The organism is Paenibacillus silvae (genome assembly GCF_014639235.1).
Lineage (GTDB): Bacteria > Bacillota > Bacilli > Paenibacillales > Paenibacillaceae > Paenibacillus > Paenibacillus silvae.
In genome coordinates, this window is the sequence record NZ_BMFU01000020.1 from 39,375 (window position 1) to 63,911 (window position 24,537).

A 24,537-nucleotide genomic window follows, 5' to 3' on the forward strand; every position below is an offset into this window, starting at 1 on the left:
AAATTGATCCCCTGCTTACTTTACAAATCCAAAAGAACCTCTGATAGATTTCACTATTCTTCCTTTACCGCTTTGAAGATCCGATAGCCTTTATCCTTTGTCACTTCTTCCACTCGTGAAAATAACGATTCCAGCTTTGCTTTCGCAGAAGGTGCACCTTGTTTCTTTTGAATGACAATCCATAACGCCCCGCCAATCTTCAAATGCTCATACGCCTGCTCAAAGATCATGTGAACTGTTTCTTTGCCTGCTCGTATAGGCGGATTAGTCAGAATCACGTCGAAATCCCGCTGTTGTACTTCAGCTAGTAGATTGCTTTGCATAACCGTAACATTAGCAACGCCGTTGCCTTTAGCATTTTCCCTGGAAAGCTCAACCGCTCTCTCATTGATATCGATCATGGTGACATGTCCATTCGGTACAAGTTTTGCTGCTGTAAGCCCGATCGGCCCATAACCACATCCCACATCGAGAACCTGAGCGCCTGACGGCAGTTCCATCGCATCAATCAATACTCTGCTGCCATAATCGATTCCGTTCTTGGAAAAAACACCAGCATCCGTCACCAGCCGCAGACTGAATCCGCGAAGCACCGCTTCCGCGGCCTTACGGTCATGTGCTGCTTGCGGTTTGTCCGAATAATAATGATTGGACATGCCCTCACTCACTTTCCATAGTTACATTTACAGCAACAAACCCCTTGATATAAGTCAAGGGGTTTGTTGTTTTATTCATTCAGCTTGGATAAGCTAAATTATTTAACTTCGATTGTAGCGCCAGCTTCTTCAAGCTTAGCTTTGATTGCGTCTGCTTCTTCTTTAGCCACTTTTTCTTTCAGTGGTTTTGGAGCGTTGTCAACCAGTTCTTTTGCTTCTTTCAAGCCAAGACCAGTGATTTCACGAACTGCTTTGATAACGTTGATTTTGGAAGCACCAGCGTTAGTCAAGATTACGTCGAATTCGGATTGTTCAGCTTCAGCTGCAGCTGCGCCGCCACCTACAACAGCTACTGGAGCTGCAGCAGTTACGCCGAATTCTTCTTCGATTGCTTTAACAAGATCATTCAGTTCCAGTACAGTCATGCCTTTGATTGCTTCCAAGATTTGCTCTTTACTCATGATTGAACCTCCATATATAATTTTATTTTTTTGTATTTCATTACTGCTACGCAGTATTCAGATCAAGTAGCTTACGCGCCTTGCTCTTCTTTTTCTGCAACGGCTTTAACCGCAAGCGCGAAGTTGCGCATAGGGGCTTGAAGCACGCTGAGGAGCATGGAGAGGAGACCTTCGCGGGATGGCAGTTCTGCCAACGCTTTAACTTCTTCTACTCCAATTACGCGACCTTCTACGACAGCACCTTTCAATTTCAGTGCATCGTTCTTTTTCGCGAAGTCGTTCAGAATTTTGGCTGGAGCTACAGCATCTTCTCCGCTGAATGCAATTGCAGTAGGGCCTGTCAGAACGCTATCGAGTTCTGTCAATTCTGCTGCAGCAGTCGCACGGCGAAGCAATGTGTTTTTCAGCACTTGGAATTCTACACCAGCTTCACGAAGCTGCTTGCGCAGTTCAGTAGCTTGGGCAACGTTCAATCCGCGGTAATCAACAACAACTGTTGTCGCGCTTTCGCGCAATTTTGCTGTTACTGCATCAACGGACTCTTGTTTTGCTTGAATCACTTTTGCGTTTGCCAATCTGTACACCTCCTGATCAAATTTATCCCATTAAGAAAAGCCTCCGTAGAATCACGAAGGCTTGATATATACTCGCAATCGATTTACATCGTTTCAAGTTGTATAATCACACCTCGGTAGGAAATTAAGCCAGTTGGCACCTACTGTCTACGGCAAGCATATTCAAATGTCAACGGTCAGTCACTCGGACTCACAACTTTTATATCATACCAGAGCAAGGAGAACCTTGTCAAGAGATATTATCTAAAAGCTGCTGCGTTCACGCGTGCGCCAGGGCCCATCGTAGAAGAAAGACTTACGTTCTTCAGATAAACACCTTTTGCTGCCGCCGGTTTAGCACGGTTCAGAGCGTCCATGAGAGCTTTGAGGTTCTCATTCAGTTGCTCGGAAGAGAAAGAAGCTTTACCGATCGGTGCATGAATTTGACCTGCACGATCCAGACGATATTCGATTTTACCGGCTTTGATTTCTTGAACAGCCTTAGTTACATCGAAAGTTACCGTTCCGGCTTTAGGGTTAGGCATCAGGCCTTTACCGCCGAGCAGACGGCCCAATTTACCTACTTCACTCATCATATCCGGTGTCGCTACGCAGACGTCGAATTCGAACCAACCTTGTTGGATTTTGTTGATCATGTCTGCATCACCAACATAGTCCGCGCCAGCCGCTTCCGCTTCTTTCGCTTTGTCACCTTTTGCAAATACCAATACGCGTTGTGTTTTACCTGTACCATGTGGCAGGACAACAACACCACGTACTGCCTGGTCTTGCTTACGAGGGTCTACGCCCAAACGAACTGCTGCTTCGATAGTTTCATCGAATTTCGCAGTAGCTGCCTTTTTCACAAGCTCAACCGCTTCTGAAGGCTCGTAAGTTGCTTCGCTGTCGATCAGCTTGGCAGCTTCCAGGTATTTTTTACCGTGTTTAGCCATGTTTTATTCCTCCTTTGTGGTTTTAGCGGATATACCTCCCACATTGACCGGCCGCGAATCGGCCGGCTTTACGAAGCCATGTTTCGTTTGAAAATTAGTCTTCGATGGTGATACCCATGCTGCGGGCAGTACCTTCGACCATACGCATTGCAGACTCAACGTCAGCAGCATTCAGGTCAGGCATTTTTGTTTCCGCGATTTGACGTACCGCATCACGTTTAACGGTAGCAACTTTTTTCTTGTTCGGTTCGCCGGATCCTTTTTCAACTTTCGCTGCCACTTTCAACAGAACTGCTGCAGGTGGAGTTTTAGTGATGAATGTAAAGGAACGATCCTCGAATACAGAGATTTCAACTGGAATGATCAATCCCGCTTGATCAGCTGTACGAGCGTTGAATTCTTTACAGAATGCCATGATGTTGACACCTGCTTGACCCAATGCCGGACCTACTGGTGGTGCTGGATTTGCTTTACCTGCTGGAATCTGCAGTTTTACTATTTTGATTACCTTTTTTGCCATGATTGACACCTCCTTGCAAAATAGTGGTTAACGGGCCTCACAGCCCTCCCACAAGAAACTTGAAGAAACTATATCTTCTCCACTTGCGTATATTCCAACTCAAGCGGTGTTTCCCGTCCAAACATGTTGACGTGTACTTTCAGCTTGCTTTTGTCTACCAAAATCTCTTCCACGGAGCCCACAAAATTCGCAAAAGGACCGACTTTGATGCGTACGGATTCCTTAATATCGAATTCAATTTTAGGCTTAGGCTCAACCATACCCATGTGCTTCAGAATTTGTTCCACTTCTTCTGGCAACAAGGCTGTTGGTTTGGAGCCGGAACCTGTCGAGCCGACAAATCCGGTAACACCTGGCGTATTGCGAACAACATACCAAGAGTCATCCGTCTGAACCATTTCGACCAAGACATATCCGGGGTAAACTTTACGCATAACGGTCTTTTTCTTACCGTCTTTGTTTACCACTTCTTCTTCCATCGGAACAAGAACGCGGAAAATCTTGTCTTCCATGCCCATGGACTCTACGCGTTTTTCCAAATTGGCTTTGACCTTATTCTCATACCCTGAGTAGGTATGAACGACGTACCATCTTTTTTCCATATCAAGCCACCTGGGACCCTTCTTAAATAATCGCTTCGATCACAGCGGAGATGCCGATATCTACGACCCAAAAAAACAGCGTCATAACCACAACAGTACCAAGTACGATTAACGTGTAGTTCGTCAGCTCTTTACGATTAGGCCAGCGAACCTTTTTAAGTTCAGCCCAGCTTTCAGAGAAAAAGGAAATCAGAGATTTGAAACTACGTTTCACGCCGACTACACCTCCCAAAAACTATCTGGTTTCGCGATGAGAAGTCTGCTCGTTACAAAACTTGCAAAATTTCTTCATCTCCATGCGGTCGGGGTGATTACGCTTGTTTTTTGTCGTAGTGTAATTTCTTTGTTTGCAGTTTGTACAAGCCAAAGTAATAATTACCCGCATGATGTACACCTCCCGAAGACTTCCGCACTGAGCAGAGTCTCTAAATTGATCCTGAAAAAAAAGCCGTAAAATAGGCCTACCTAAAACACTTTATCACAAGGGTATAAGCATGTCAATGAAAGAATAACCTTTCATCATTGGGTATTAATTCCGCACTACACGTGCCGTGTCTCTCATCTCTGATTTTTTCAATTCTCCGGCATGAACCGAGCGATTACTAGTATTTATCAATCCTTAACAATATAAACTCCAGACAATAAAAAAAGACTCAAACACCGAGCCTTTTCCGTCAACGACAACAACCTCTGTTCAATTATCTCGAACTTCCAGGTACTTTTCAAGTTTGCGCTTCACACGCTGCAATGCATTATCAATGGACTTCACATGACGATCCAGATCAACTGCTATCTCCTGATAGGATCTTCCGTCCAGATACAACATCAGCACTTTACGTTCCAGGTCACTCAAAATCTCGGACATTTTGTCTTCCAGGCCAACGAACTCCTCCTGGTTAATAATTAATTCTTCCGGATCACTGACCTGTGTTCCACAAATCACATCGAGTAACGTACGATCAGACTCTTCATCATAAATGGGCTTGTCCAGAGATACGTAAGAATTCAGCGGAATATGCTTCTGTCGTGTGGCTGTCTTGATCGCCGTAATAATCTGTCTTGTAATGCACAATTCGGCAAACGCCTTGAAAGAAGCAAGCTTGTCCCCTTTGAAATCACGGATGGATTTATAAAGGCCAATCATTCCTTCTTGAATAATATCTTCCCGGTCAGCTCCGATCAAAAAATAAGATCTTGCCTTGGCGCGTACAAAGTTGCGATACTTGTTGATCAAAAACTCCAGCGCTTCGCTCTCGCCTTCACGGACCGCTTCGACAATGTCTTCGTCACTTTGGTAATCATACTTTGATAACATGATATCTTTGAGGTCGACACTCACAGACAATCCCTCCGGCTGCAACGCAAGGTACCCCGTTACTCTACTCTATGAAATATACGAACAGTATATATGATGGTACCTGCCACCGTCAACCACGCCATCCCTAAAAAAGAACAGGTATAACATAATTGTCAATAGTTTCAATATTGTAAAATTTGTAAGAAACCCGCTGTCAGCCTCGTCTCCAGCGTTCAAACTGCTTCAAAATCTCAGGGCTTAATTTCCCCCCGATTGTATTGCGAGTTGATCTCGCCTGATCCTCCGCAAGCCGCTGCTGAAGCTCCTTTTCATTCTGTTCCACTTCAATCAGCAGTTCTCTTGCAGATACACGCAGCGCTCCCTGGCCGAAAATAACATGTTGTTCTACCATATCGCTGGTAGCTACATAGATTTGGCGTCTTCGCATGCTTAGTTCCCGAACGAGTCTCTCAATGCATTCGTCTGCCGTCTCTTTTTCCTTTGTAAAATGAACTTGAACTTTGCTCTGTGTAAAGGATTTACCGAGTCCAGGCACTAGGTAGGCGTCAAACACAACGATGACGCGCCTGCCGGAAAAAGCCTGGTAGTCTGCAAGCCGGAAGAGCAGTCTGTTCCGCGCCTCTTCCAGCCCGCTTTCAGCCAATTTGGATAATTCAGGCCAGTCGCCAATCATGTTGTACCCGTCTACAAGAAGCACATCACGGGAATCAGCCATATCATCTATTCCTGCGCTTGGCGGGAACGGAGCACTTCATACATAACAACCCCCGCTGCCACGGAAGCATTCAGGGAATTAATCTGACCTTGCATCGGCAGTTTGACCAGCACGTCACATTTCTCACGAATGAGGCGACCCATGCCTTTGTTTTCGTTGCCAATAACAAGGGCCACAGGACCTGTAAATACACCATTGCCAAAAACAGCCTCACGTGCAGTAACATCCGTTCCCACGACCCATACGCCCTCTTCTTTGAGACGATCAATCGTTTGCGCCAGATTACTTACCCGAGCAACGAGTACATACTCTGCAGCGCCTGCAGACGTTTTGGATACCGTTGCTGTTACTGAAGCTGAACGCCGCTTGGGTACAATGACACCGTGAGCTCCAGTACAGTCTGCCGTACGCAGGATGGACCCCAGATTATGAGGGTCTTCAATTTCATCCAGCAGCAGGATAAACGGTTGTTCATTTTTGGATCTGGCTGCTTGCAAAATATCTTCAACCTCAGCATAAGCATACGGAGCTGCCTGGGCAACAACACCCTGATGCTGAATACCGGGAACGGTTTGATCCAGCTTACGCTTGTCCACGTGCTGTATTACGATCCCTTGTTTTTTGGCCACCGCAATGATCGGTTGCGTCAGGTGTTTCTGCGCCGTGTCGGCAATCCATATTTTATTAATGGTCCGGCCAGAACGCAGCGCCTCCGTTACGGAGTGTTTACCGGCAATCCATTCTTCTTCCATCCTTGTTCGTTCCTCTCTGTATTGCTTGTTATATAAAATAGTCACCGCAGCTATTTGGACGTTGATGCAGATGCCTGTTCTGCCTGCTCAATCCCCAGCCCGATCAGCTCAATCATTCGATGATGCTGACTGCTGCTGTATAGATAACCGATCAGACATTCAAATGCCGTTGCGTGTCTGTACTCCAGCACATCCGCATTTTTGGGAACGCTGCCCGACTTGGCATTGCGCCCCTGCCGCACCACGTCCAGCTCCTCTTCCGTCAATGCAGCCTCTATACTTGTCAGTATGCGGCTTTGAGCCTTGGCAGATACCAGCTTTGTTGCACTGCGGTGCAGATGGTTAGGACGCATGTTCGCTTTGGATAACAGATACTGCCTCACCGCAACCTCATATACCGCATCACCGATATAAGCCAGTGCAATGGGCGGGATCAGCCGTGCAGGCCGGGAAGGAGGATAAGGAAACCATCCGCCCTCCTGCGCATTCACCTGATGCGTCGTCCCTTCACTCTGTACATCATTGACCGTACGCTCGACAGATTGAGACAAAATATTCTCTTTTTCCTCGCTCATTTGCGGCGCCATCTCATTCCCTGTGCCGTATCTTCCAGCAGGATGCCTTGAGCAGACAATTCATCACGAATTTCATCTGCGCGAGCCCAGTTTTTGGATTTGCGTGCTTCCACGCGCTCTTGTATTAAACGTTCAATCTCTTCGTCCAAAAGTTCCGGCTCCACGTCTGTATAGATTCGCAGCACCGCATTCAGTTCATCGAACAGTTCCAGCAATGCATGAATTTCGGCGGCATTGACCACATCCTGCTGCAGCAGCTGGTTCGCTTCTGCCGCCCACTCAAACAGCGCCGTAATTGCATCTGGAGTATTGAAGTCATCCTGCATTTTTTCATGATACTGTTGTCGAATTCCGTCCAGTCTTGCTGCGAATTCTTCAGGAATCTGCTGATTTACGGTTACAGCCCCCAGACGATGCTTCAGGTTACCCACCGCATTGGCGATACGATCCACACTGTTCTGCGCCTGCTCCATCGTATCCTCAGTGAAATTAAGCGGGTTGCGATAGTGAGTAGACAACATGAAGTAACGGATGGCTTCACGCTTGTACTGGCTTCGCAGATCCTTCACCAAAACGCCGTTACCGAGAGATTTCGACATTTTCTCGTTATCAATGCGAATAAACCCGTTATGCATCCAGTAATTCGCGAGTGGTTTGCCCGTAATTGCTTCGGATTGCGCGCATTCGCACTCATGGTGAGGAAACTGCAGATCCTGACCTCCACCATGAATATCCAGTGTATCCCCCAGGTATTCCCTTGCCATAGCGGAGCACTCGATATGCCAGCCAGGACGACCATCGCCCCATGGGCTGGACCAGAAAATTTCGCCAGGCTTAGCTGCTTTCCAAAGCACGAAGTCTTCCGGATGCTCCTTGCGCTCGTCTACACCGATCCGGATACCGAACTGCAGCTCCTGCAAGTTTTGTTTCGACAATTGTCCGTATTTCTCGAACTTGCCTGTTCGATAATATACGTCACCGCCATTTTCATAAGCGAAACCTTTTTCAACGAGTTCACTTATAAAATCAATAATCAGCGGCATATTCTCAGTTACACGTGGGTTGCTGCTGGCCTTAGGAATGCCAAGACCTTCCAAATCCGCGTAATACGCAGCAATAAATTTCTCCGCCACATGCGGAACATCGGTGCCAAGCTGCTCGGCTTTACGGATCAGTTTGTCATCCACATCCGTGAAATTTACGACATAATTCACTTCATGTCCGGTCTGCTCCAGATACCCGCGAACGGTGTCGAAAAAGATCACTGGACGGGCATTCCCGATATGAATGTAATCGTATACGGTTGGTCCGCATACGTACATTTTCACCTTGCCGGGCTCTTGCGGAACAAACTCCTCTTTGGTACGGCTCATCGTATTATAAATCTGAAGCGTCATGGTCACTTTTCCTTTCATCCTGAACTGCTGTACTGTATACCTATTCAATGTGCATGCATCAGCGAATGTGCATCAATCATCTTATGTGCATTTCTCCGATTCGCGTGTATTTTGCATTGTGCGCACTTCCTCCTGCAGCCGTTCAATTTCGCGCTGCATGCTGCGCAGCGAATCAACAACCGGGTCAGGCAGCTGCTGGTTCAGACGGTCCACACGCCGGCCATCCTGCTTGACGATTCGTCCCGGAATACCTACGACTGTACTGTTCGCCGGCACTTCCTTTAAAACCACAGAGTTGGCACCAATATTGCTTTGATCCCCTACGCGAAACGATCCCAGCACCTTCGCACCGGATGAGATAACCACATTATTGCCAATTGTCGGGTGTCTCTTCCCTTTTTCTTTTCCTGTCCCGCCCAGGGTTACGCCTTGATAGATCACAACATCGTCACCAATCTCACACGTTTCTCCAATGACAACCCCCATCCCGTGGTCAATGAACAAACGATCACCGATCGTAGCTCCAGGATGAATCTCGATGCCTGTCATAAACCGACTAACCTGAGATATAAACCGGGCAAGCGAGTACCATCTTCGTTTGTATAGATAGTGCGCGAATCGATGGGCCCATATCGCATGCAGCCCTGAATACGTAAATACAACTTCAAACCAACTCCGGGCGGCTGGATCATTTTCAAAGACCGTCTGGATATCTGATCTGATCTTTTTGAACATGCTCGTTCCCCTCTTGTTCCGGTTCTCGTCCTCCGGGTATGCCGGACGGCGTGTTCCTTGATAGTGTACTGCGCACTCGCCAAAACAAAAAACGCCTCTGCAGCACGAAGCTGCAGAGGCGTTAATCGCGGTCCCACTCTGCTTGGTTTGGTTCATTCCTGATGAATCCTGAATAACACAAACCCTCTGGCGGCTCGGTAACGGGAACCAGTCGTCGCCATCTATCCTGACGTTCTCCTCTGTACTGCTGACTGAGGCGGGGCCGGATTCGACGGTGCAGCTCACGGGTGCATTTCAGACTGCTGGACAATGGACGGCTCGCAGCCACCGCTCGCCAAACAGATTTGTTCTCTGTCCGGGCGTACGGGGCCATCCTCTCTGGATTTGTCCGGGTCAGCTTACTTCTCCCGGTCTTTGCTGTTCTATATGAACGTATTATGACAATTCAACCTTGTGTTGCTATTATAGCGAAAAGCCTTCACACTGACAACCAGCAGAATCTAATTACGCGCTTGTCACCTGTGCCAGCAAACGCTGGGTGACCGTGTCTCTGCCAAGCAGTACAATCGTCTGATTCAGATCACGTCCATGAGTCTGTCCCGTCAAGGCCACACGGATTGGCATAAAGAGCTGTTTGCCCTTAAAGCCTGTTTCCTTCTGCACTTCCTTGATCAACGCAGCCATTTTACTCGGTGTGAATTCGTCGCTCTCCTGTACCTTGTCAGCAAATGCCTTCAGCACCGTTGGTACCTGCTCTTCAGCAAGAACCGCAGCTCCTTCACTCTCCAGCACAACCTCCGAACGGAAGAACACTTCCGACAGTTCTACGATATCGGATGCCGCATTCATCTGCTCCTGATATAGATGTACGAGGGAATATGCCCATTCTTTTTGCTCCGCGGACAGCTCGGCAGGAAGACGTCCTGCTTTTTGCAGATGCGGGATCGCCATCTCTGCAATGCGCGCAGGATCAGCATGTTTGATGTAATGGTTGTTCAGATGCGCCAGCTTGTGCGTATCAAAGACAGCCGGGCTCTTGGACAGACGCTTTGTATCAAAGATGGAGATCAGCTGCTCCTGTGAAAAGATTTCCTCTTCTCCTTCCGGCGACCAGCCAAGCAGGGAGATAAAGTTGAACATCGCTTCGGGCAGATAGCCCAGCTGATCATACTGTTCAATAAACTGGATGACGGATTCATCCCGTTTACTCAGTTTTTTGTGATTTTCGTTCACAATCAGCGTCATATGACCAAATTGCGGAGGCTCCCAGCCAAGCGCTTCATAGATCATCAGCTGACGCGGGGTGTTGGAGATATGATCCTCCCCACGCAATACGTGGGAGATCTTCATCAAGTGATCGTCCACAGCAACCGCATAGTTGTACGTGGGAATGCCGTCCTTTTTCACAATGACAAAGTCGCCTGATTCCTTACTGTTGAACGAAATCGTACCTTTGACCATGTCGTCGAATGTATATGTGCGGTCTGCCGGTACACGGAAACGAATGCTCGCCACGCGGCCTTCCGCTTCAAATGCTTCAATCTGCTCCGGTGTCAGGTCACGGTGCTTGCCGGAATAACGCGGGGTTTCTCCACGCGCCGACTGCTCTTCGCGCTCCTGTTCCAGCTCTTCTTCCGTGCAGTAGCAGCGGTATGCCAGACCTTTGTCCAGCAGCTCTTGTGTATATTTGCGATACAGATCGAGACGCTCCGTCTGGCGGTACGGCCCGTAGTCCCCGCCTACATCAATACTCTCATCCCACTCGATGCCGAGCCATTTCAAGTATTTCAGCTGGCTTTCCTCGCCACCCTCAATGTTGCGTTTCACGTCCGTATCCTCGATACGAATAATGAATTTACCGTTATTATGTTTGGCATACAAGTAGTTAAACAGCGCCGTACGGGCATTCCCGATATGCAGGTGTCCCGTTGGGCTCGGTGCGTAGCGCACCCGAATTTCTGCGCTCATATGATCCCCTCCGTCTCTAATTCGTTGATGATATCACACACGTACCAGGCACACAACCGATTGGGCTGCAATGCCCTCTCCCCGTCCAGGGAACCCGAGCTGCTCTGTCGTTGTTGCCTTCACGTTCACTTGTGTCACATCGGCTTCCAGCGCCTTCGCAATCACTTCAGCCATCTGCGGAATATAAGGTGCCATCTTGGGCTTCTGGGCAATAATCGTTGAATCAATATTACCGAGCTTATAGCCGCGATCCTTCACGAGCTGCCATACATGCTCCAGCAGTTTCAAGCTGTCCGCATCTTTAAATTCCGGATCGGTATCCGGGAAATGCTTGCCGATATCCCCCAGTGCAAGTGCACCAAGAATTGCATCACTGATCGCATGCAGCAGCACGTCTGCGTCCGAGTGGCCCAACAGTCCTTTTTCATAAGGAATCGTTACCCCGCCAATAATGCACGGTCTTCCCTCTACCAGCTGGTGCACGTCAAATCCTTGTCCTACACGTATCATCGCTTCTTCTCTCCCCCAAGCCAAAACGCGGCATACTGTAAATCTTCAGGCGTCGTTAGTTTGATGTTGGTGTAACTGCCTTCCACAACCTTGACCGACATTCCCTGGCGCTCGGCCAGCATGGCATCATCCGTTCCCAGAAACCCGTCCCGCTCTGCCGTATCGTAAGCTTCCAGCAAGGAAGAAAGACGAAAAGCCTGCGGGGTTTGAATGCTCCACAGACTGCTGCGGTCCGGCGTTGCTGTAACGATGCCATCCGCGTTCACTTGTTTAATCGTATCCTTCACCGGCACGGCCAGCACAGCTCCTCCGCCTGAAGCGGCGGCAGCCATGCAGTTCCTGATCTGCTCACGGTGCACAAAAGGACGTACCCCGTCGTGAACGAGCACCCAATCGGTTCCTAACGCCCGCAGGCCTTCATGGACCGAATGCTGTCTCTCTTTCCCTCCGGGGATTACGCGGACACGCGATTCCAGCTGGTATTCTTTTACCCATTCCAGGCATCGTTCAACATCTGCAGCACCCGTAACCAGAACCATCTCGCGAATCTCGTCCAGCGCCGCAAATACTTCAAGCGTATGTATGAAAACGGGCTTGTCCTGCAGCAGCAGAAATTGTTTGCTCTCGGTTGTGCCCATACGGGTTCCCCGGCCTGCCGCTACAATGACAACGCCCCAACCTTTATCCATGCCGCAATCCCTGCCTTGTCTGTCAGTTTATCGTCTGGAGTCTATAATTCATAATACATCACCTATTATAACTCATTACGATACACTACTCATCATACCCCTTTATTGGGCTTTTTCCAACAGTTTCGGCTTGGCAAATATCATTCGTCCCGCAGATGTCTGCAGCACACTGGTCACCAGCACTTCCATCATCATGCCGATATACTCCCGTCCACCTTCAACCACAATCATGGTACCATCGTCCAGATAGGCTACACCTTGTCCGTGCTCCTTGCCATCCTTGATAATCTGCACCATAATCTCTTCTCCTGGCAGTACTACCGGCTTCACCGCATTGGCCAGATCATTGATGTTCAACACCGATACCCCTTGTAGCTCACACACTTTGTTCAGGTTGAAGTCATTGGTCACGACCTTGCCCTGCAATACCTTGGCAAGTTTCACCAGTTTGCTGTCTACCTCGGAGATTTCTTCGAAATCCCCTTCATAGATCAATACCTGCACATCAAGCTCCTTCTGGATTTTGTTCAAAATGTCCAGTCCGCGCCGCCCGCGGTTCCGCTTGAGCAGATCCGATGAATCCGCGATATGCTGCAGCTCCTCCAGCACAAATTCAGGAATGACAATCGTTCCCTCAATGAAACCGGTCTTGCAGATATCCGCAATTCGTCCATCAATGATGACGCTGGTGTCCAAAATTTTATGCTCTTCCATGCGTCGTTCCTCGTCCACTTCAGGATGGCCCCATCGTCCCGACTTCCAGAATGCCCCCAGATCGTCTTTCTTGGCCATAGCCAGACTGTACCCTGAATAAGCAGCAATGGCAGTCAGCCCCACCTGCAGCACCTCTCCTGCGGTTCCCAGCCAGGCAAGGCAAGGGTACAGCAGCAAAGCAGCCAGAAGCCCGGCCACGATGCCTGCCGCACCAGCAGCCAGCTCGTTCATCGGTATTTTAGCCAGGGAATCAATCCCGCTATGCAGTCTGTTTGCCATCATGGTGCCGCCAATTGTACATACGGACATAAAAAGTACCGCTCCCAGCAGTGTAGATACACCAGCCCCCAGCAATCCTGCTGACTGAATCCATTCGGCCATCCAGGGAATGGACCTGCCTGCCAGATGATAAGCCGTGTACCCGAACCATGCGCCGCACAATCCAGTAAAAGTTAAAATGCCTTTTCTCCACATGAGTTCCTGCACCTCCTCAATCAATCTTTATCTTCATATCCAGTATGATCCAATTCCCGAAAAGCTAATCCCGTCCGCAAGAACTTTTTGGAAATGTTGCATTCGTCAGTTGAAAGTAAGACTTTTATTGGCATATAATGAATTCAATTCATATCCAGAGGTGAGTGGCAAAATGAGTACGCTAAGTTTACAGGCTTTTCAGGATCAAGTTTCGGAACTGCTGCTGCGCCATCGCAGCCTGATTGATGTACTGTCCAAAACGGGACAAGCCGGAGCCTCTGTTAACCGCGCTGTGTCCAAAGCCATTACCGAATGCGGCTGCATTGAGCTGCACGCCACCAAACAGCAGTACGCCCCCGAAAGTGGTATATCTCAAGCCAAGGGTTCGCTGGAAACACATGTGGAAGGTGAATTGTGTGAAAATTGCAAAGAGGTCATCAGTTCCGAATTAGGGCGGAACCTGTTCTATATGTCAGCACTCTGCAATCTGCTGGACATTAACATGGAAGAGGTTGTGAATCACGAATCACAGAAATGTTCGACGCTTGGCATGTTCAACTTGTCTTAGCTCCATGATTATATACTCGGTTGGTTATGTATCAGCATAAGCCACACAGCAAAAAGCACGTACTCTCCGTTCAGGAAAAGTACGTGCTTTTTGTGTTTCGTGATTTGTTAAGCTCGTGTACAACTCGCATAAGTTAGCTGTCGGAGCGGGAAGATTTCTCTCCCTTGCGTTTTTTGGCACGATTGCGAGAAGCCGCGATTCGTACACTGTGCTTCATTCCATACAAGGCATACAGCACGAGCGGAATAAAAATCAGCTTGGACAGCTGATCCGGGAAAAGGAGAGCCAGCCCGACCGCCAGCAGTATAACCCACGGGGCGATCCAGATCGCCTTTCGAGGCAGTCCGACCTTTTTGAAATTGGGATATTTCAGCGAGCTTACCATCAGATATGATAACAGCAGCGTAGCAATCATCATGGAGATGGGGCCGATATCCTTATGGAAAAGGGAGAGCGTTGCAAGTACGCCACCCGCGGCCGGAATCGGTAAACCTGTGAAATACCCGGGAATGCCCGGCCGTACATTAAATCTCGCCAGACGTATGGCTCCGCAGATTGGAAAAGCAGCCGTTGCAATCCAGGCGAAGATGGGCGTTGCATCCTGGAATGACACCATAAAAATAATCAGGGCCGGTGCTGCACCAAAAGAAACCATATCCGACAAGGAGTCCAGCTCCTTGCCAAATTCGCTTTGCGCATTCAATGCCCGGGCTACCCGTCCATCCAGACCATCCAACAGCATCGCAATGATAACCAAAATCGCAGCCAGGCTGTATTTTTCGTTGATTGCAAGCAAGATGGCCAGCATTCCAAGAAACAGATTACCCAGGGTAAAGAGATTTGGAATGAATCTGGTTAACATGTTGTTTCACCTCATCCATTAGAAGCCTATACAGGCGGTTCCTACATCTGTCTGTCAATAAACATCTGCTCCTGCAGACGTTTGAGTCCTTCCTTGATGGTACGGGCACGAACTTCACCAATGCCATCCACCTCATCAAGCTCCTCGATTGTAGCGGTAATGACGTGAGGCAGCTGTTCGAATTGATCCACCAGGTTATGAATAATGACATTAGGCAGACGAGGGATCTTATTTAATACCCGGTAACCGCGAGGTGCAACCGAATCCTCGGAAGTTGCTGCCGATGAAGGATAACCCAGCAGACGTACGATATGGTGCGCATCCAGCAGCTCTTCATCCGACAATCTTTTCAGCCCTCCGATAATCTCGCGAATCTTGTCATCACTGTCGTCTCGGGCATAATCCTTGTACAGCAGCCAGGCTTCTTCCTCTGTTGTACCAACAAGCTCCTCCATCTGCATGGAGATGAGTCGTCCCTCATTGCCCAGTTCATCAATATATCGTTCAATCTCCGTTTTGATCCGCAGCACCATCTCGGTGCGTTGAATGACATTGACCACCTCTGGAATCGTAACCAGTTCCTCGAATTCAGAGGCGCTCAGATTGGTGAGGGATTGCGTCAACACAGCTTTATATTTTTCGAGCGTTTGAATCGCCTGATTGGCTTTGGTCAAAATAACCCCGATTTCCTTGAGTGAATATCGAAGCGTTCCCTGGTACAGCGTAATAATATTCCGGCGCTGCGAGATAGACACAACCAGCTTGCCAGTCTGCTTCGCCACTCGTTCGGCCGTCCGGTGACGAATGCCTGTCTCTGACGAAGAGATCGAGGAATCCGGGATCAGCTGTGTGTTGGCATACAAAATCCGCTTCAGATCCTCACTCAGAATAATCGCACCATCCATTTTGGCAAGCTCATACAGGTAGTTTGGCGAGAAATCACAATTAATCGAAAATCCTCCATCCACCACTTCCATTACTTCAGGGCTGTATCCTACAACAAGCAGTGCGCCTGTCTTGGCGCGCAGCACATTTTCCAGACCTTCGCGGAAAGGTGTACCTGGTGCGATCAGCCTTAACAAATCATTCATATTGTCCAGTTGGCTTGAATCCTTCATCTTGTTATGCCCCCTAATCTAAAGCAACCGCTAGTGCATCTGCCACGGTATTCACACCGATCAGTTGTATCCCGCGAGGATGTTTCCAGCCCTTTAAGCTTTTTTCTGGTAAAATAACTCGTTTGAAGCCCAGCTTGGCGGCTTCTTTCACACGCTGTTCTGCCCTGGATACGGCACGAACCTCACCTGTCAGGCCAATCTCGCCAAAGATAACATCATCCGGCTTGGTTGGCACATCTCTAAGGCTGGAGGCAATGCTGATAGCCACTGCAAGATCGACAGCCGGCTCATCCAGCCTTACCCCTCCAGCTACGTTCAGGTATGCATCCTGTGTTTGCAGGAACATGCCCATACGTTTCTCCAGTACAGCGATAATCAGATTGAGCCTGTGATGATCGATGCCTGTTGCCATACGGCGTGGAGAAGGAAAGTGCGTGGTTGAAATCAATGCCTGCAGCTCCACCAGCATCGGTCTTGTGCCTTCCATACTGGCTACAACGGTAGAACCCGCTACCCCGAGCGGACGTTCCGATAAAAACAATTCGGAGGGATTACCGACTTCACGAAGGCCGTCCTCCCCCATTTCAAATATGCCAATCTCGTTGGTGGAACCGAAACGATTCTTGACTGCACGAAGGAGGCGATATGTATGATGCCGCTCTCCTTCAAAATAAAGCACACAGTCCACCATATGCTCCAGCATGCGGGGGCCGGCGATGGCACCTTCTTTGGTAACATGCCCTACAAGCACTGTTGCAATGCCTCGGCCTTTTGCAATCCGCATAAATCTGGACGTACATTCCCTTACCTGGGCTACACTTCCGGGTGCACTGGTAACTTCGGGCAAATATACTGTCTGAATGGAATCAATGACAAGAAAATGCGGCTGGATCTGATCCACCGCTTCCTCGATCCGTTCCATATTCGTTTCACACAGCACATACAGCTCCGGCGAGAGCGCACCCAGACGGTCGGCCCGCAATTTTGTCTGCTTCACGGATTCCTCTCCGGACACATACAGCACACGCAGACCGGAATGAGTCAGTGCGTGAGACGTCTGTAACATCAATGTCGATTTTCCGATTCCCGGATCGCCTCCCACCAGCACAAGCGAACCTGGCACAATACCGCCACCCAATACACGGTTAAGCTCTCCGATTCCCGTTTGTACACGCGGCTCCTGACCGCTATCTATATCTATGATAGGAAGCGGTTTATCTTTACTGTCAAACAGAGGAGAATTTCTCCCTTGTGTTTTGACCACCGTTTCAGTCTCTTCTATCATTGAATTCCAGGACTGGCAGCCAGGACATTTTCCGTACCATTTGGGGGCTTCATAGCCGCATTCTGTACATTGAAACTTGGTTTTTACTTTGGCCACTTCAGCACTCCTAAAAATTTATTTTATTACAGCATTTTGCATTATTCGACGGTTATTTCTATCTCACCCTGACATTTAGGGTTACTAAAAGTTTACCATTGTTTGAGATTTTTCGTAAAGGATTATCGCAAACTTTACACATCATTGTAGTCCTTATTGTTACATCCCGATCACATATTAAGCTTAAACCAAAAAAAACTCCCCAGCCAGAGCCGGGGAGGATCAAACTAGTCTGCACAGCTGATGTTATTCAGCTGTGCAGAACTCATATTTATTGAATTTCAATTTCCTCTTTACCGAGTTGAATTGAATTATTATTTAGTCTCGATTTCCTCACTAGATGGAACAGAAGCAGCCTTTTTCGTAACAGACAGTGCACCGTTCTCTTCATCAATGAGCAGTGAATCACCTTTGGTCACATTGCCAGTAAGCAGTTCCTCAGACAATCTGTCTTCGATATGCTTCTGGATCGCCCTGCGAAGCGGACGTGCACCATACGCTGGATCGAAGCCTGCTTTGGCCAGAAATGCTTTTGCATTATCTGTAAGCTCAAAGTCCACGTCATATTCATGCAGTCGTTTACGCAGGTCTTCACTCATAAGTGTAACAATCTCGGCAATGTGTTTCTCTTCCAGTGAATGGAATACGATGATTTCATCAATCCGGTTCAGGAACTCCGGACGGAAGCTTTTCTTCAGCTCATCCATCACTTTGCCTTTCATGTTATCGTAATCCGCACCCGCATCTACAACAGCTGTAAAGCCGAGGGTAGAGTTACGTTTGATCGCCTCGGCACCTACGTTGGATGTCAGGATGATCAGCGTATTGCGGAAGTCAACAACGCGACCTTTGGAGTCAGTCAAGCGACCATCTTCCAGCACTTGCAGCAGGATGTTGAACACTTCAGGATGTGCCTTCTCCACTTCATCCAACAGTACAACGGAGTAAGGTTTACGGCGAACTTTCTCGGTCAGCTGACCGCCTTCTTCATAGCCCACATATCCTGGAGGCGCTCCGACGAGACGTGCTGTGGAGTGCTTCTCTCCGTACTCGGACATATCAATCCGGATTACAGCATTCTCATCACCAAACATCGCTTCAGCGAGAGCACGAGCAAGCTCGGTTTTACCTACCCCTGTAGGACCAAGGAAGATAAATGAACCCATCGGACGTTTTGGATCTTTAAGTCCGGCACGTGCCCGGCGAACGGCGCGGCTGACGGATTTAACTGCCTCATCCTGACCGATAACCCGCTCATGCAGAATTTGCTCAAGGTTCATCAAGCGTTGTGTTTCTTCTTCTTTCAGCTTGTTCACCGGAATTCCTGTCCAGTTGGCTACCACTTGAGCGATATCCTCTGGTGTTACCTCGGAATCGGTACGGCCTTGTTTTTCTTTCCACTGATTTTTCGTTGTATCCAGTTCTTCACGAATCTTTTGTTCCGTATCACGGAGTGCCGCAGCTTTCTCAAACTCCTGGCTCTGTACCGCAGCATCTTTCTCCTTGCGGATATCTTCAAGACGGCTCTCCAGTTGCTTCAGGTTTGGCGGAATTGTATACGAGTTCAGCCTTACTTTCGAACCGGCCTCATCAATCAAGTCGATTGCTTTATCCGGCAGGAAGCGGTCTGTAATATAACGGTCAGACAATTTTACCGCCTGAACGATAGCTTCGTCCGTAATTTTTACGCGGTGATGCGCTTCGTAACGGTCACGCAGGCCATGCAAAATTTGAATAGCTTCTTCTGGTGAAGGCTGATCTACCGTAATCGGTTGGAAACGACGCTCCAGCGCAGCATCCTTCTCGATGTATTTGCGGTACTCATCCAGCGTTGTTGCACCGATGCATTGCAATTCACCGCGAGCGAGAGCCGGCTTCAAGATGTTCGATGCATCGATTGCCCCTTCAGCTCCACCTGCACCAATCAGGGTATGCAGCTCGTCGATGAACAGCACAATGTTACCCGCCTGACGAATTTCATCCATGATTTTTTTCAAACGATCCTCGAATTCACCACGATATTTGGTTCCGGCTACAACCGAGCCCATATCCAGTGTCATAACACGTTTGTCACGCAAGGTTTCCGGAATCTCGTTAGCGATAATTTTTTGTGCGAGTCCTTCAGCAATTGCTGTTTTACCTACACCAGGCTCACCGATCAGCACCGGATTGTTTTTGGTACGACGGCTCAAGACTTGAATAACACGCTCAATTTCCTTACTGCGGCCAATAACCGGATCAAGGTTATTCTCTCTGGCATAAGCCGTCAAATCGCGAGCGAGACTGTCCAGTGTTGGTGTACTTACATTGGCAGGTGTGCCATTGTGACTGGAGACAGCTTCGCTGCTGCCCAGCAATTGCAGCACTTGCTGACGTGCTTTATTCAAGCTGATTCCGAGGTTGTTGAGTACACGTGCAGCGACCCCTTCACCCTCACGAATGAGACCGAGCAGGATATGCTCTGTGCCCACGTAAGTGTGACCCAGTTTACGTGCCTCATCCATAGACAGCTCAATAACTTTTTTCGCTCTTGGCGTATATGCAATGTTTGTAGGCTGCTCCTGGCCGCGGCCAATCAGCGTTTCTACTTCATCCTGAATTTTCTCCAATCCGAGTCCCAGGCCGATCAGTGCTTTGGCAGCAATGCCTTCACCTTCACGAATGAGGCCGAGCAAAATATGCTCTGTACCGATGTTATTATGACCGAGACGGACAGCTTCTTCCTGCGCGAGTGCGAGCACCTTCTGGGCCCGTTCCGTAAATCTTCCAAACATCATATCTCCTGCACCTCCATGGTTTTGGATAAAACGAAGGGATTACATTGAATTGAATAACCCTTCGTATTCATATCATTTTTGTTGCAGCCATGCTGCGAATAAAATCATTGGTCATCCCAGAAGCGGGACACCTGTTATATAAAGCCGCATATGCGGCATGAAACCAGTACTACAGTTCAAGGATAGTTTAGCCAGAGCCTTTGGTTGCTTTGATCGTATCACGAATTAACTGAGCCCGGTAGATGTCACGCTCATCTGTACGCATATCCCCGAACGTTTTTTGCAAAAATCCGGGCTGTGTCATCACATTCAGCTCATTCATCACCGGGATGGATATTCCATCGAGCAATCCAAGATCTACGCCAAGCCGCACATCCGATAGTCGCTGTGCCGCTTCCTTCGTGTCCACAATTGCCGCATGAGAAAGAATACCGTACGAACGCATTACACGATCCGTAATCCGTAGTCTGGAATCCGTAAGCAGCCTTTCTCTGGCTGTGCGCTCATGTCCGATAATCTGCAAAACAACACTATGCAGGTTGTCGATGACTTCTTGCTCCGTCTGTCCCAGCGTAATCTGATTGGAAATCTGGAACAGGTTGCCCATTGCTTCACTGCCTTCACCGTAGATTCCCCGTACAGTTAACCCGACTTGGGATACTGCACTAAGAATACGTCCGATCTGCTGGGTCATGACAAGCGCCGGGAGATGCACCATTACAGATGCTCTCACCCCTGTGCCGACATTTGTCGGACAACTGGTTAGATATCCTCTGTGATCATCAAAGGCATAATCCACGTGCGCTTCAAATGCATCATCTATTGCGGAGGCTTTCTCCCAGGCCTCTTTCACCTGGAACCCCGGATAGAGACACTGGATACGCAGATGATCCTCTTCGTTAATCATAATGCTGACCGATTCATCCTCACTGAGGATAACGGCTCCGTGCCTTGACTCATTTGCGAGACTCGGACTAATCAGATGTTTCTCCACCAGCACCCGCTTGTCGAGTTCTCCAATATCCGTCAGATCGAGTGTAGTAAAATCACCAAAAGCGTGTACGTCATCGTATTGAAGTACTTCGCTCAGCTTATTCAGCACCTCTTCTGATTGCTCATTGGAAGCCAGCATCGGAAACGGGATATGCTGAAGGTTACGTGCAATCCGGACACGACTGCTGATCACAATTTCCGAGTCTACAGCATCGCTGCGCATCCAGTCACTGAGCGCCTTCTCCGTAAAACGCAGATTAGGCATTACCCTTCCCTCCTACTCATGACAAACTTTACTCCTGAGTTATTTCTTTTTCAAGTTCTCTGATCTGGTCACGAATCTGAGCCGCCTCTTCGAACTCTTCTTGCGCAATGCTTTGCTGCAAATGCTGCTTCAGATCGGCGATCTGCCGTTTAACCTTAATACGGCCACCTGCCCGAGCAGGAACTTTGCCTACATGAGACGTGCTGCCATGCACTCGTTTGAACAACGGGTCCAGACGGCTGTCAAAATATTTGTAACAAGAGCTGCAGCCAAAGCGGCCGATCTTGCTAAATTGGGCATAAGTCATGCCACATTCTTCACACTGCAGCGCCTTGGCAGGAGCTGCACCTGAACCTTTGCCTGCTGGATCAAAATCGAGCAATCCGGACAGCAGGTTGTGAATGGAAAATCCGCCTGCAGTTCCAGGAATCATCTCCCCCTTCTCACGGGCACATGATTCACAGATATGAAATTCCGTCTTTTCTCCATTTACAATCTTAGTAAAATGCAGTGTAGCCGGACGTTTATTACATTCTTGGCACAGCATGTAGATGTACCTCCTTTGATCCCGATAGTTTCATTTACCGAGCAAAGATATTAGCATTGCCTTCAACATTCTGGCACGAATTTGATCCCGGTAAGGAAGTTTGACCATTAGAACTTCTCTCGACACAGCCGCACGCATCAATCCGGCTTCCCGCTTGCTTAGAAAACGCGCTTCCTCCAGTTGATAGATCAGCCCTTCAGCAGCAGTCTGTCCAATTTCTTCACCAATACTATGATGCAGATGGTTGTGCAGTGCCGATTGAGCCGGCAATTCAATGCGCTGTATGCGAACATATCCACCACCGCCGCGTTTACTCTCGACAAGATAACCTTTTTCCAGAGTGAAACGGGTACTGATGACATAATTGATCTGGGAAGGCACACATGAGAACTGATCCGCCAGATCATTACGCTGAATTTCAATCATTCCTTCGGGACTTTCATGCAAAATACCCTTCAGATATCGTTCGATAATATCAGAGATATTACGCATCCAATCATCCTCCACTGTCTGAAACGTTAAGTCAATAAGGACCCACACGCCCCCACAGAGTACACCTTCTCCACCCATTTAACCACTCAGGGAAACAGCGAATCTTGCTGTGTCCAGTGTTAAACAGGAGAACAAAGGAAGCACGAAGGTCCTTTAAATATCTCTTGATCTTCTAATGAAAATGTACAAGTTCTAAAACACTTCTCATCAGAGAGCAGAAAAGTCAAACACCCGATTGTAAATAAAACAAGGGCTTTTTGGCCTTCAGTTGACTTTGACTTTCTTTGACTTTATATACATTATAGCATATTTTGCTGGTTTGCCAAGTGGGGGCACTATTCATTTTTTACGATTTTACACGAAATATTCGCAGGACACAAAAAAACCTCTCCCAAATATCAGGAGAAGTCTAATTGTCTCTTCATTACACTCCTTATCGGCTCGAATCAAAGAAAGAAATCCGTGCTGACGGCTTAGAAAAAATCAAGCAAATATGTTTCACGTTTCGGTACAGCCTTCTCCAGTGCTTCAATTGCGTTAGCCGGGCCTTCCAGTCTGCCGATCCGGGCCATCTCTACCGGTCTGCGATACCCCATCAATATGGCTGTAAGTGTTTGAATCGTAAGGCGAATCTGCTGATCGTTCTGAGCGTGACGCTCTGTTTCCGCCTTTTTCCATATGGAAGCTGTTCCGTTCAGCGCCACGTTCAACTCCCACACCCCTTCATTCCACGGAGCGTATGCATCTTCCACCTCAAGTAAAATCTGTACAGGCGAGTCCTGGCTTGCAAAAGGGTACTGCGAGATGAACTGCTCCACACTCACAATTCGTGCCATAAAGTACGGTACGACCTCTTGTTGAATCCGCGGGTTATCCAGTTGAAATGCAAGCAAGTCACTTGCAGGCGCTTGCAAGGTGACTTCATCAATCATGGAATCATGATTGGCAATGAACGTCCATAAGCCTTGCCTTGCCTCCTCGTTCAAATGAACCATTTCACCGATGGTGAACTTACCCTCCTTGACCTCATAGAGCACATAACCTTTAGGTACCTTGGACTCATCATAGTATACAGCTCGCTGGCTGCCCTTTTTGACATAAACCGAATTGCTCCACCACGCGTCATCTCGATTCAACGTCCCATTATAACGTGCAGCATACTCATCATATATCTGCTTTAATACTGGAAGCTCAGGATTTCCCCGCTTGATCGTTCCCGGTGTCTGTTTTTTGGTTGGCAGCATAGAAGTCGTCAATTTGTATTTCTTGAATTCAACATAGGTTTCCCACCCATACTTCCGATAAAAACCAAATGAGAACGGATGCAGGAAGGATACGCTCTGTTTATTCCGATTCATCTCTTCCAGTGCGTAACGCAGAAGCCCGGCAACCCAGCCTTTACGTCTGTACTCCGGCCATGTGGCTACACCTGCGATCCCGCCCATTTCAAAGGCCCTTCCCTGAATATACGTCTGAAAAGGAATAATTTGAAGCTTGGCTCCAACCTGACCGTCGGCGTAGACACCCAGTACATTATGCCTTGCAAACTCCTGGCGCCGTTTCTCCAGCTGCTCCTCTGACAGTGTAAATTGAAAAGCGTACTCGGAAAGCGCCATACACGCTTCATAGTCGTCTGCTGTTAATTTGCGAAGTTCCATATCAATCTGCACCCCATTCTCGTAGTGTAAGTCTCTTTGCGTAAAAGGCTGTACTCAACTGTTCCTTATATTTGAGTGTGTCAGAGGTTACCACTAAAGTCAAACTGGAGATGCAAATGCTTCACCTCCTGTTTATCGAATTTCTTAAATCCAAAATAAGAACAAAAAACACACCTGACATTCATCAAGTGTGTTTATGAGTTGCTTGGCGGCGTCCTACTCTCCCAGGACCCTGCGGTCCAAGTACCATCGGCGCTAGAGGGCTTAACGGTCGTGTTCGGGA

The 24,537-nt window shown here is 48.3% G+C and carries 27 protein-coding genes, 1 rRNA gene and 1 other annotated feature; of the genes, 1 reads left to right on the forward strand and 27 read right to left on the reverse strand.

Annotated features, from left to right (window positions below; translation table 11 throughout):
• Nucleotides 1-53: 53 nt before the first annotated feature.
• From IEW26_RS28600 to IEW26_RS28685, 18 genes are all read right to left on the reverse strand, one after another.
• The gene (locus tag IEW26_RS28600) at nt 54-656 is read right to left on the reverse strand and encodes a class I SAM-dependent methyltransferase (protein WP_188594833.1); all 603 of its coding nucleotides are present in this window, start codon (nt 654-656) and stop codon (nt 54-56) included.
• Between the two features lie 98 nt (nt 657-754).
• Nucleotides 755-1,117, reverse strand: coding sequence for a 50S ribosomal protein L7/L12 (gene rplL, locus IEW26_RS28605; protein WP_111271017.1), 363 nt, complete (start codon nt 1,115-1,117; stop codon nt 755-757).
• Nucleotides 1,118-1,188: 71 nt separating this feature from the next.
• Nucleotides 1,189-1,692: a 50S ribosomal protein L10 gene (gene rplJ / locus IEW26_RS28610; protein WP_110899271.1), complete on the reverse strand. Its 504-nt coding sequence runs from the start codon at nt 1,690-1,692 to the stop codon at nt 1,189-1,191.
• 23 nt (nt 1,693-1,715) lie between these two features.
• Nucleotides 1,716-1,863 (reverse strand) — a sequence feature (ribosomal protein L10 leader region).
• Between the two features lie 68 nt (nt 1,864-1,931).
• Nucleotides 1,932-2,624 carry a 50S ribosomal protein L1 gene (rplA, locus tag IEW26_RS28615; protein WP_090924686.1) on the reverse strand — a complete coding sequence of 231 codons (693 nt, stop codon included), beginning with the start codon at nt 2,622-2,624 and terminating at the stop codon, nt 1,932-1,934.
• A gap of 94 nt (nt 2,625-2,718) precedes the next feature.
• Nucleotides 2,719-3,144, reverse strand: coding sequence for a 50S ribosomal protein L11 (gene rplK, locus IEW26_RS28620; RefSeq protein WP_188594834.1), 426 nt, complete (start codon nt 3,142-3,144; stop codon nt 2,719-2,721).
• Between the two features lie 68 nt (nt 3,145-3,212).
• Nucleotides 3,213-3,746, reverse strand: coding sequence for a transcription termination/antitermination protein NusG (gene nusG / locus IEW26_RS28625; protein ID WP_024633599.1), 534 nt, complete (start codon nt 3,744-3,746; stop codon nt 3,213-3,215).
• A 22-nt stretch (nt 3,747-3,768) separates the two neighbouring features.
• The gene (gene secE / locus IEW26_RS28630) at nt 3,769-3,960 is read right to left on the reverse strand and encodes a preprotein translocase subunit SecE (protein ID WP_024633600.1); all 192 of its coding nucleotides are present in this window, start codon (nt 3,958-3,960) and stop codon (nt 3,769-3,771) included.
• A gap of 21 nt (nt 3,961-3,981) precedes the next feature.
• Nucleotides 3,982-4,131 carry a 50S ribosomal protein L33 gene (gene rpmG / locus IEW26_RS28635; RefSeq protein WP_072735843.1) on the reverse strand — a complete coding sequence of 50 codons (150 nt, stop codon included), beginning with the start codon at nt 4,129-4,131 and terminating at the stop codon, nt 3,982-3,984.
• 309 nt (nt 4,132-4,440) lie between these two features.
• On the reverse strand, nt 4,441-5,085 hold the full coding sequence (gene sigH, locus IEW26_RS28640) for an RNA polymerase sporulation sigma factor SigH (protein WP_024633601.1): 645 nt from the start codon (nt 5,083-5,085) through the stop codon (nt 4,441-4,443).
• 172 nt (nt 5,086-5,257) lie between these two features.
• Nucleotides 5,258-5,779 carry an NYN domain-containing protein gene (locus IEW26_RS28645; protein WP_145406606.1) on the reverse strand — a complete coding sequence of 174 codons (522 nt, stop codon included), beginning with the start codon at nt 5,777-5,779 and terminating at the stop codon, nt 5,258-5,260.
• A 5-nt stretch (nt 5,780-5,784) separates the two neighbouring features.
• Nucleotides 5,785-6,531: a 23S rRNA (guanosine(2251)-2'-O)-methyltransferase RlmB gene (rlmB, locus tag IEW26_RS28650; protein ID WP_188594835.1), complete on the reverse strand. Its 747-nt coding sequence runs from the start codon at nt 6,529-6,531 to the stop codon at nt 5,785-5,787.
• A 50-nt stretch (nt 6,532-6,581) separates the two neighbouring features.
• Nucleotides 6,582-7,106, reverse strand: coding sequence for a Mini-ribonuclease 3 (locus IEW26_RS28655; RefSeq protein WP_229730091.1), 525 nt, complete (start codon nt 7,104-7,106; stop codon nt 6,582-6,584).
• On the reverse strand, nt 7,103-8,503 hold the full coding sequence (gene cysS / locus IEW26_RS28660; RefSeq protein WP_188594841.1) for a cysteine--tRNA ligase: 1,401 nt from the start codon (nt 8,501-8,503) through the stop codon (nt 7,103-7,105). Before cysS ends, IEW26_RS28655 begins: the two co-directional genes overlap by 4 nt.
• An 81-nt stretch (nt 8,504-8,584) precedes the next feature.
• Entirely contained in the window at nt 8,585-9,238 is a 654-nt protein-coding gene (gene cysE / locus IEW26_RS28665) for a serine O-acetyltransferase (RefSeq protein WP_111271012.1), read from the reverse strand.
• 504 nt (nt 9,239-9,742) lie between these two features.
• Nucleotides 9,743-11,206: a glutamate--tRNA ligase gene (gltX, locus tag IEW26_RS28670; RefSeq protein ID WP_188594836.1), complete on the reverse strand. Its 1,464-nt coding sequence runs from the start codon at nt 11,204-11,206 to the stop codon at nt 9,743-9,745.
• 33 nt (nt 11,207-11,239) lie between these two features.
• Nucleotides 11,240-11,716, reverse strand: a complete 477-nt coding sequence (gene ispF, locus IEW26_RS28675; RefSeq protein ID WP_017692052.1) for a 2-C-methyl-D-erythritol 2,4-cyclodiphosphate synthase — start codon at nt 11,714-11,716, stop codon at nt 11,240-11,242.
• The gene (gene ispD, locus IEW26_RS28680) at nt 11,713-12,405 is read right to left on the reverse strand and encodes a 2-C-methyl-D-erythritol 4-phosphate cytidylyltransferase (RefSeq protein WP_188594837.1); all 693 of its coding nucleotides are present in this window, start codon (nt 12,403-12,405) and stop codon (nt 11,713-11,715) included. Before ispD ends, ispF begins: the two co-directional genes overlap by 4 nt.
• A gap of 102 nt (nt 12,406-12,507) precedes the next feature.
• Entirely contained in the window at nt 12,508-13,593 is a 1,086-nt protein-coding gene (locus IEW26_RS28685; RefSeq protein WP_188594838.1) for a PIN/TRAM domain-containing protein, read from the reverse strand.
• Between the two features lie 172 nt (nt 13,594-13,765).
• Here IEW26_RS28685 and IEW26_RS28690 point away from each other — a divergent pair, with 172 nt between their 5' ends.
• The gene (locus tag IEW26_RS28690) at nt 13,766-14,161 is read left to right on the forward strand and encodes a nucleoside triphosphate pyrophosphohydrolase family protein (protein ID WP_110899262.1); all 396 of its coding nucleotides are present in this window, start codon (nt 13,766-13,768) and stop codon (nt 14,159-14,161) included.
• Between the two features lie 133 nt (nt 14,162-14,294).
• Here the strand turns inward: IEW26_RS28690 and pssA are convergent, their stop codons facing one another.
• The 9 genes from pssA to rrf all read right to left on the reverse strand — a co-directional run.
• Nucleotides 14,295-15,023, reverse strand: a complete 729-nt coding sequence (gene pssA, locus IEW26_RS28695) for a CDP-diacylglycerol--serine O-phosphatidyltransferase (protein ID WP_145406601.1) — start codon at nt 15,021-15,023, stop codon at nt 14,295-14,297.
• A gap of 41 nt (nt 15,024-15,064) precedes the next feature.
• The gene (gene disA, locus IEW26_RS28700) at nt 15,065-16,141 is read right to left on the reverse strand and encodes a DNA integrity scanning diadenylate cyclase DisA (protein WP_184190235.1); all 1,077 of its coding nucleotides are present in this window, start codon (nt 16,139-16,141) and stop codon (nt 15,065-15,067) included.
• Nucleotides 16,142-16,154: 13 nt separating this feature from the next.
• Entirely contained in the window at nt 16,155-17,522 is a 1,368-nt protein-coding gene (gene radA / locus IEW26_RS28705) for a DNA repair protein RadA (RefSeq protein ID WP_111271006.1), read from the reverse strand.
• A 314-nt stretch (nt 17,523-17,836) separates the two neighbouring features.
• Nucleotides 17,837-20,299, reverse strand: coding sequence for an ATP-dependent Clp protease ATP-binding subunit (locus tag IEW26_RS28710; protein ID WP_145406598.1), 2,463 nt, complete (start codon nt 20,297-20,299; stop codon nt 17,837-17,839).
• Nucleotides 20,300-20,486: 187 nt separating this feature from the next.
• On the reverse strand, nt 20,487-21,557 hold the full coding sequence (gene mcsB, locus IEW26_RS28715) for a protein-arginine kinase McsB (protein ID WP_188594839.1): 1,071 nt from the start codon (nt 21,555-21,557) through the stop codon (nt 20,487-20,489).
• 28 nt (nt 21,558-21,585) lie between these two features.
• Nucleotides 21,586-22,104, reverse strand: a complete 519-nt coding sequence (gene mcsA / locus IEW26_RS28720; RefSeq protein WP_110899256.1) for a protein-arginine kinase activator protein McsA — start codon at nt 22,102-22,104, stop codon at nt 21,586-21,588.
• 30 nt (nt 22,105-22,134) lie between these two features.
• Entirely contained in the window at nt 22,135-22,596 is a 462-nt protein-coding gene (locus IEW26_RS28725; protein ID WP_110899255.1) for a CtsR family transcriptional regulator, read from the reverse strand.
• A 473-nt stretch (nt 22,597-23,069) separates the two neighbouring features.
• Nucleotides 23,070-24,254 (reverse strand): GNAT family N-acetyltransferase, encoded by a 1,185-nt coding sequence (locus IEW26_RS28730; RefSeq protein WP_188594840.1) that lies wholly within the window; start codon nt 24,252-24,254, stop codon nt 23,070-23,072.
• 203 nt (nt 24,255-24,457) lie between these two features.
• Nucleotides 24,458-24,537: ribosomal RNA gene (rrf, locus tag IEW26_RS30885) — 5S ribosomal RNA — on the reverse strand; the annotation flags it as partial.

What these genes read in the sequence shown, in the direction of transcription:
- IEW26_RS28600 (WP_188594833.1), bottom strand. Translation starts at nt 656, where the DNA reads ATGTCCAATCATTATTATTCGGACAAACCGCAAGCAGCACATGACCGT.
- rplL (WP_111271017.1), bottom strand. Translation starts at nt 1,117, where the DNA reads ATGAGTAAAGAGCAAATCTTGGAAGCAATCAAAGGCATGACTGTACTG.
- rplA (WP_090924686.1), bottom strand. Translation starts at nt 2,624, where the DNA reads ATGGCTAAACACGGTAAAAAATACCTGGAAGCTGCCAAGCTGATCGAC.
- rplK (WP_188594834.1), bottom strand. Translation starts at nt 3,144, where the DNA reads ATGGCAAAAAAGGTAATCAAAATAGTAAAACTGCAGATTCCAGCAGGT.
- nusG (WP_024633599.1), bottom strand. Translation starts at nt 3,746, where the DNA reads ATGGAAAAAAGATGGTACGTCGTTCATACCTACTCAGGGTATGAGAAT.
- rpmG (WP_072735843.1), bottom strand. Translation starts at nt 4,131, where the DNA reads ATGCGGGTAATTATTACTTTGGCTTGTACAAACTGCAAACAAAGAAAT.
- IEW26_RS28645 (WP_145406606.1), bottom strand. Translation starts at nt 5,779, where the DNA reads ATGGCTGATTCCCGTGATGTGCTTCTTGTAGACGGGTACAACATGATT.
- rlmB (WP_188594835.1), bottom strand. Translation starts at nt 6,531, where the DNA reads ATGGAAGAAGAATGGATTGCCGGTAAACACTCCGTAACGGAGGCGCTG.
- IEW26_RS28655 (WP_229730091.1), bottom strand. Translation starts at nt 7,106, where the DNA reads ATGAGCGAGGAAAAAGAGAATATTTTGTCTCAATCTGTCGAGCGTACG.
- cysS (WP_188594841.1), bottom strand. Translation starts at nt 8,503, where the DNA reads ATGACGCTTCAGATTTATAATACGATGAGCCGTACCAAAGAGGAGTTT.
- cysE (WP_111271012.1), bottom strand. Translation starts at nt 9,238, where the DNA reads ATGTTCAAAAAGATCAGATCAGATATCCAGACGGTCTTTGAAAATGAT.
- gltX (WP_188594836.1), bottom strand. Translation starts at nt 11,206, where the DNA reads ATGAGCGCAGAAATTCGGGTGCGCTACGCACCGAGCCCAACGGGACAC.
- ispF (WP_017692052.1), bottom strand. Translation starts at nt 11,716, where the DNA reads ATGATACGTGTAGGACAAGGATTTGACGTGCACCAGCTGGTAGAGGGA.
- ispD (WP_188594837.1), bottom strand. Translation starts at nt 12,405, where the DNA reads ATGGATAAAGGTTGGGGCGTTGTCATTGTAGCGGCAGGCCGGGGAACC.
- IEW26_RS28685 (WP_188594838.1), bottom strand. Translation starts at nt 13,593, where the DNA reads ATGTGGAGAAAAGGCATTTTAACTTTTACTGGATTGTGCGGCGCATGG.
- IEW26_RS28690 (WP_110899262.1), top strand. Translation starts at nt 13,766, where the DNA reads ATGAGTACGCTAAGTTTACAGGCTTTTCAGGATCAAGTTTCGGAACTG.
- pssA (WP_145406601.1), bottom strand. Translation starts at nt 15,023, where the DNA reads ATGTTAACCAGATTCATTCCAAATCTCTTTACCCTGGGTAATCTGTTT.
- disA (WP_184190235.1), bottom strand. Translation starts at nt 16,141, where the DNA reads ATGAAGGATTCAAGCCAACTGGACAATATGAATGATTTGTTAAGGCTG.
- IEW26_RS28710 (WP_145406598.1), bottom strand. Translation starts at nt 20,299, where the DNA reads ATGATGTTTGGAAGATTTACGGAACGGGCCCAGAAGGTGCTCGCACTC.
- mcsB (WP_188594839.1), bottom strand. Translation starts at nt 21,557, where the DNA reads ATGCCTAATCTGCGTTTTACGGAGAAGGCGCTCAGTGACTGGATGCGC.
- mcsA (WP_110899256.1), bottom strand. Translation starts at nt 22,104, where the DNA reads ATGCTGTGCCAAGAATGTAATAAACGTCCGGCTACACTGCATTTTACT.
- IEW26_RS28725 (WP_110899255.1), bottom strand. Translation starts at nt 22,596, where the DNA reads ATGCGTAATATCTCTGATATTATCGAACGATATCTGAAGGGTATTTTG.
- IEW26_RS28730 (WP_188594840.1), bottom strand. Translation starts at nt 24,254, where the DNA reads ATGGAACTTCGCAAATTAACAGCAGACGACTATGAAGCGTGTATGGCG.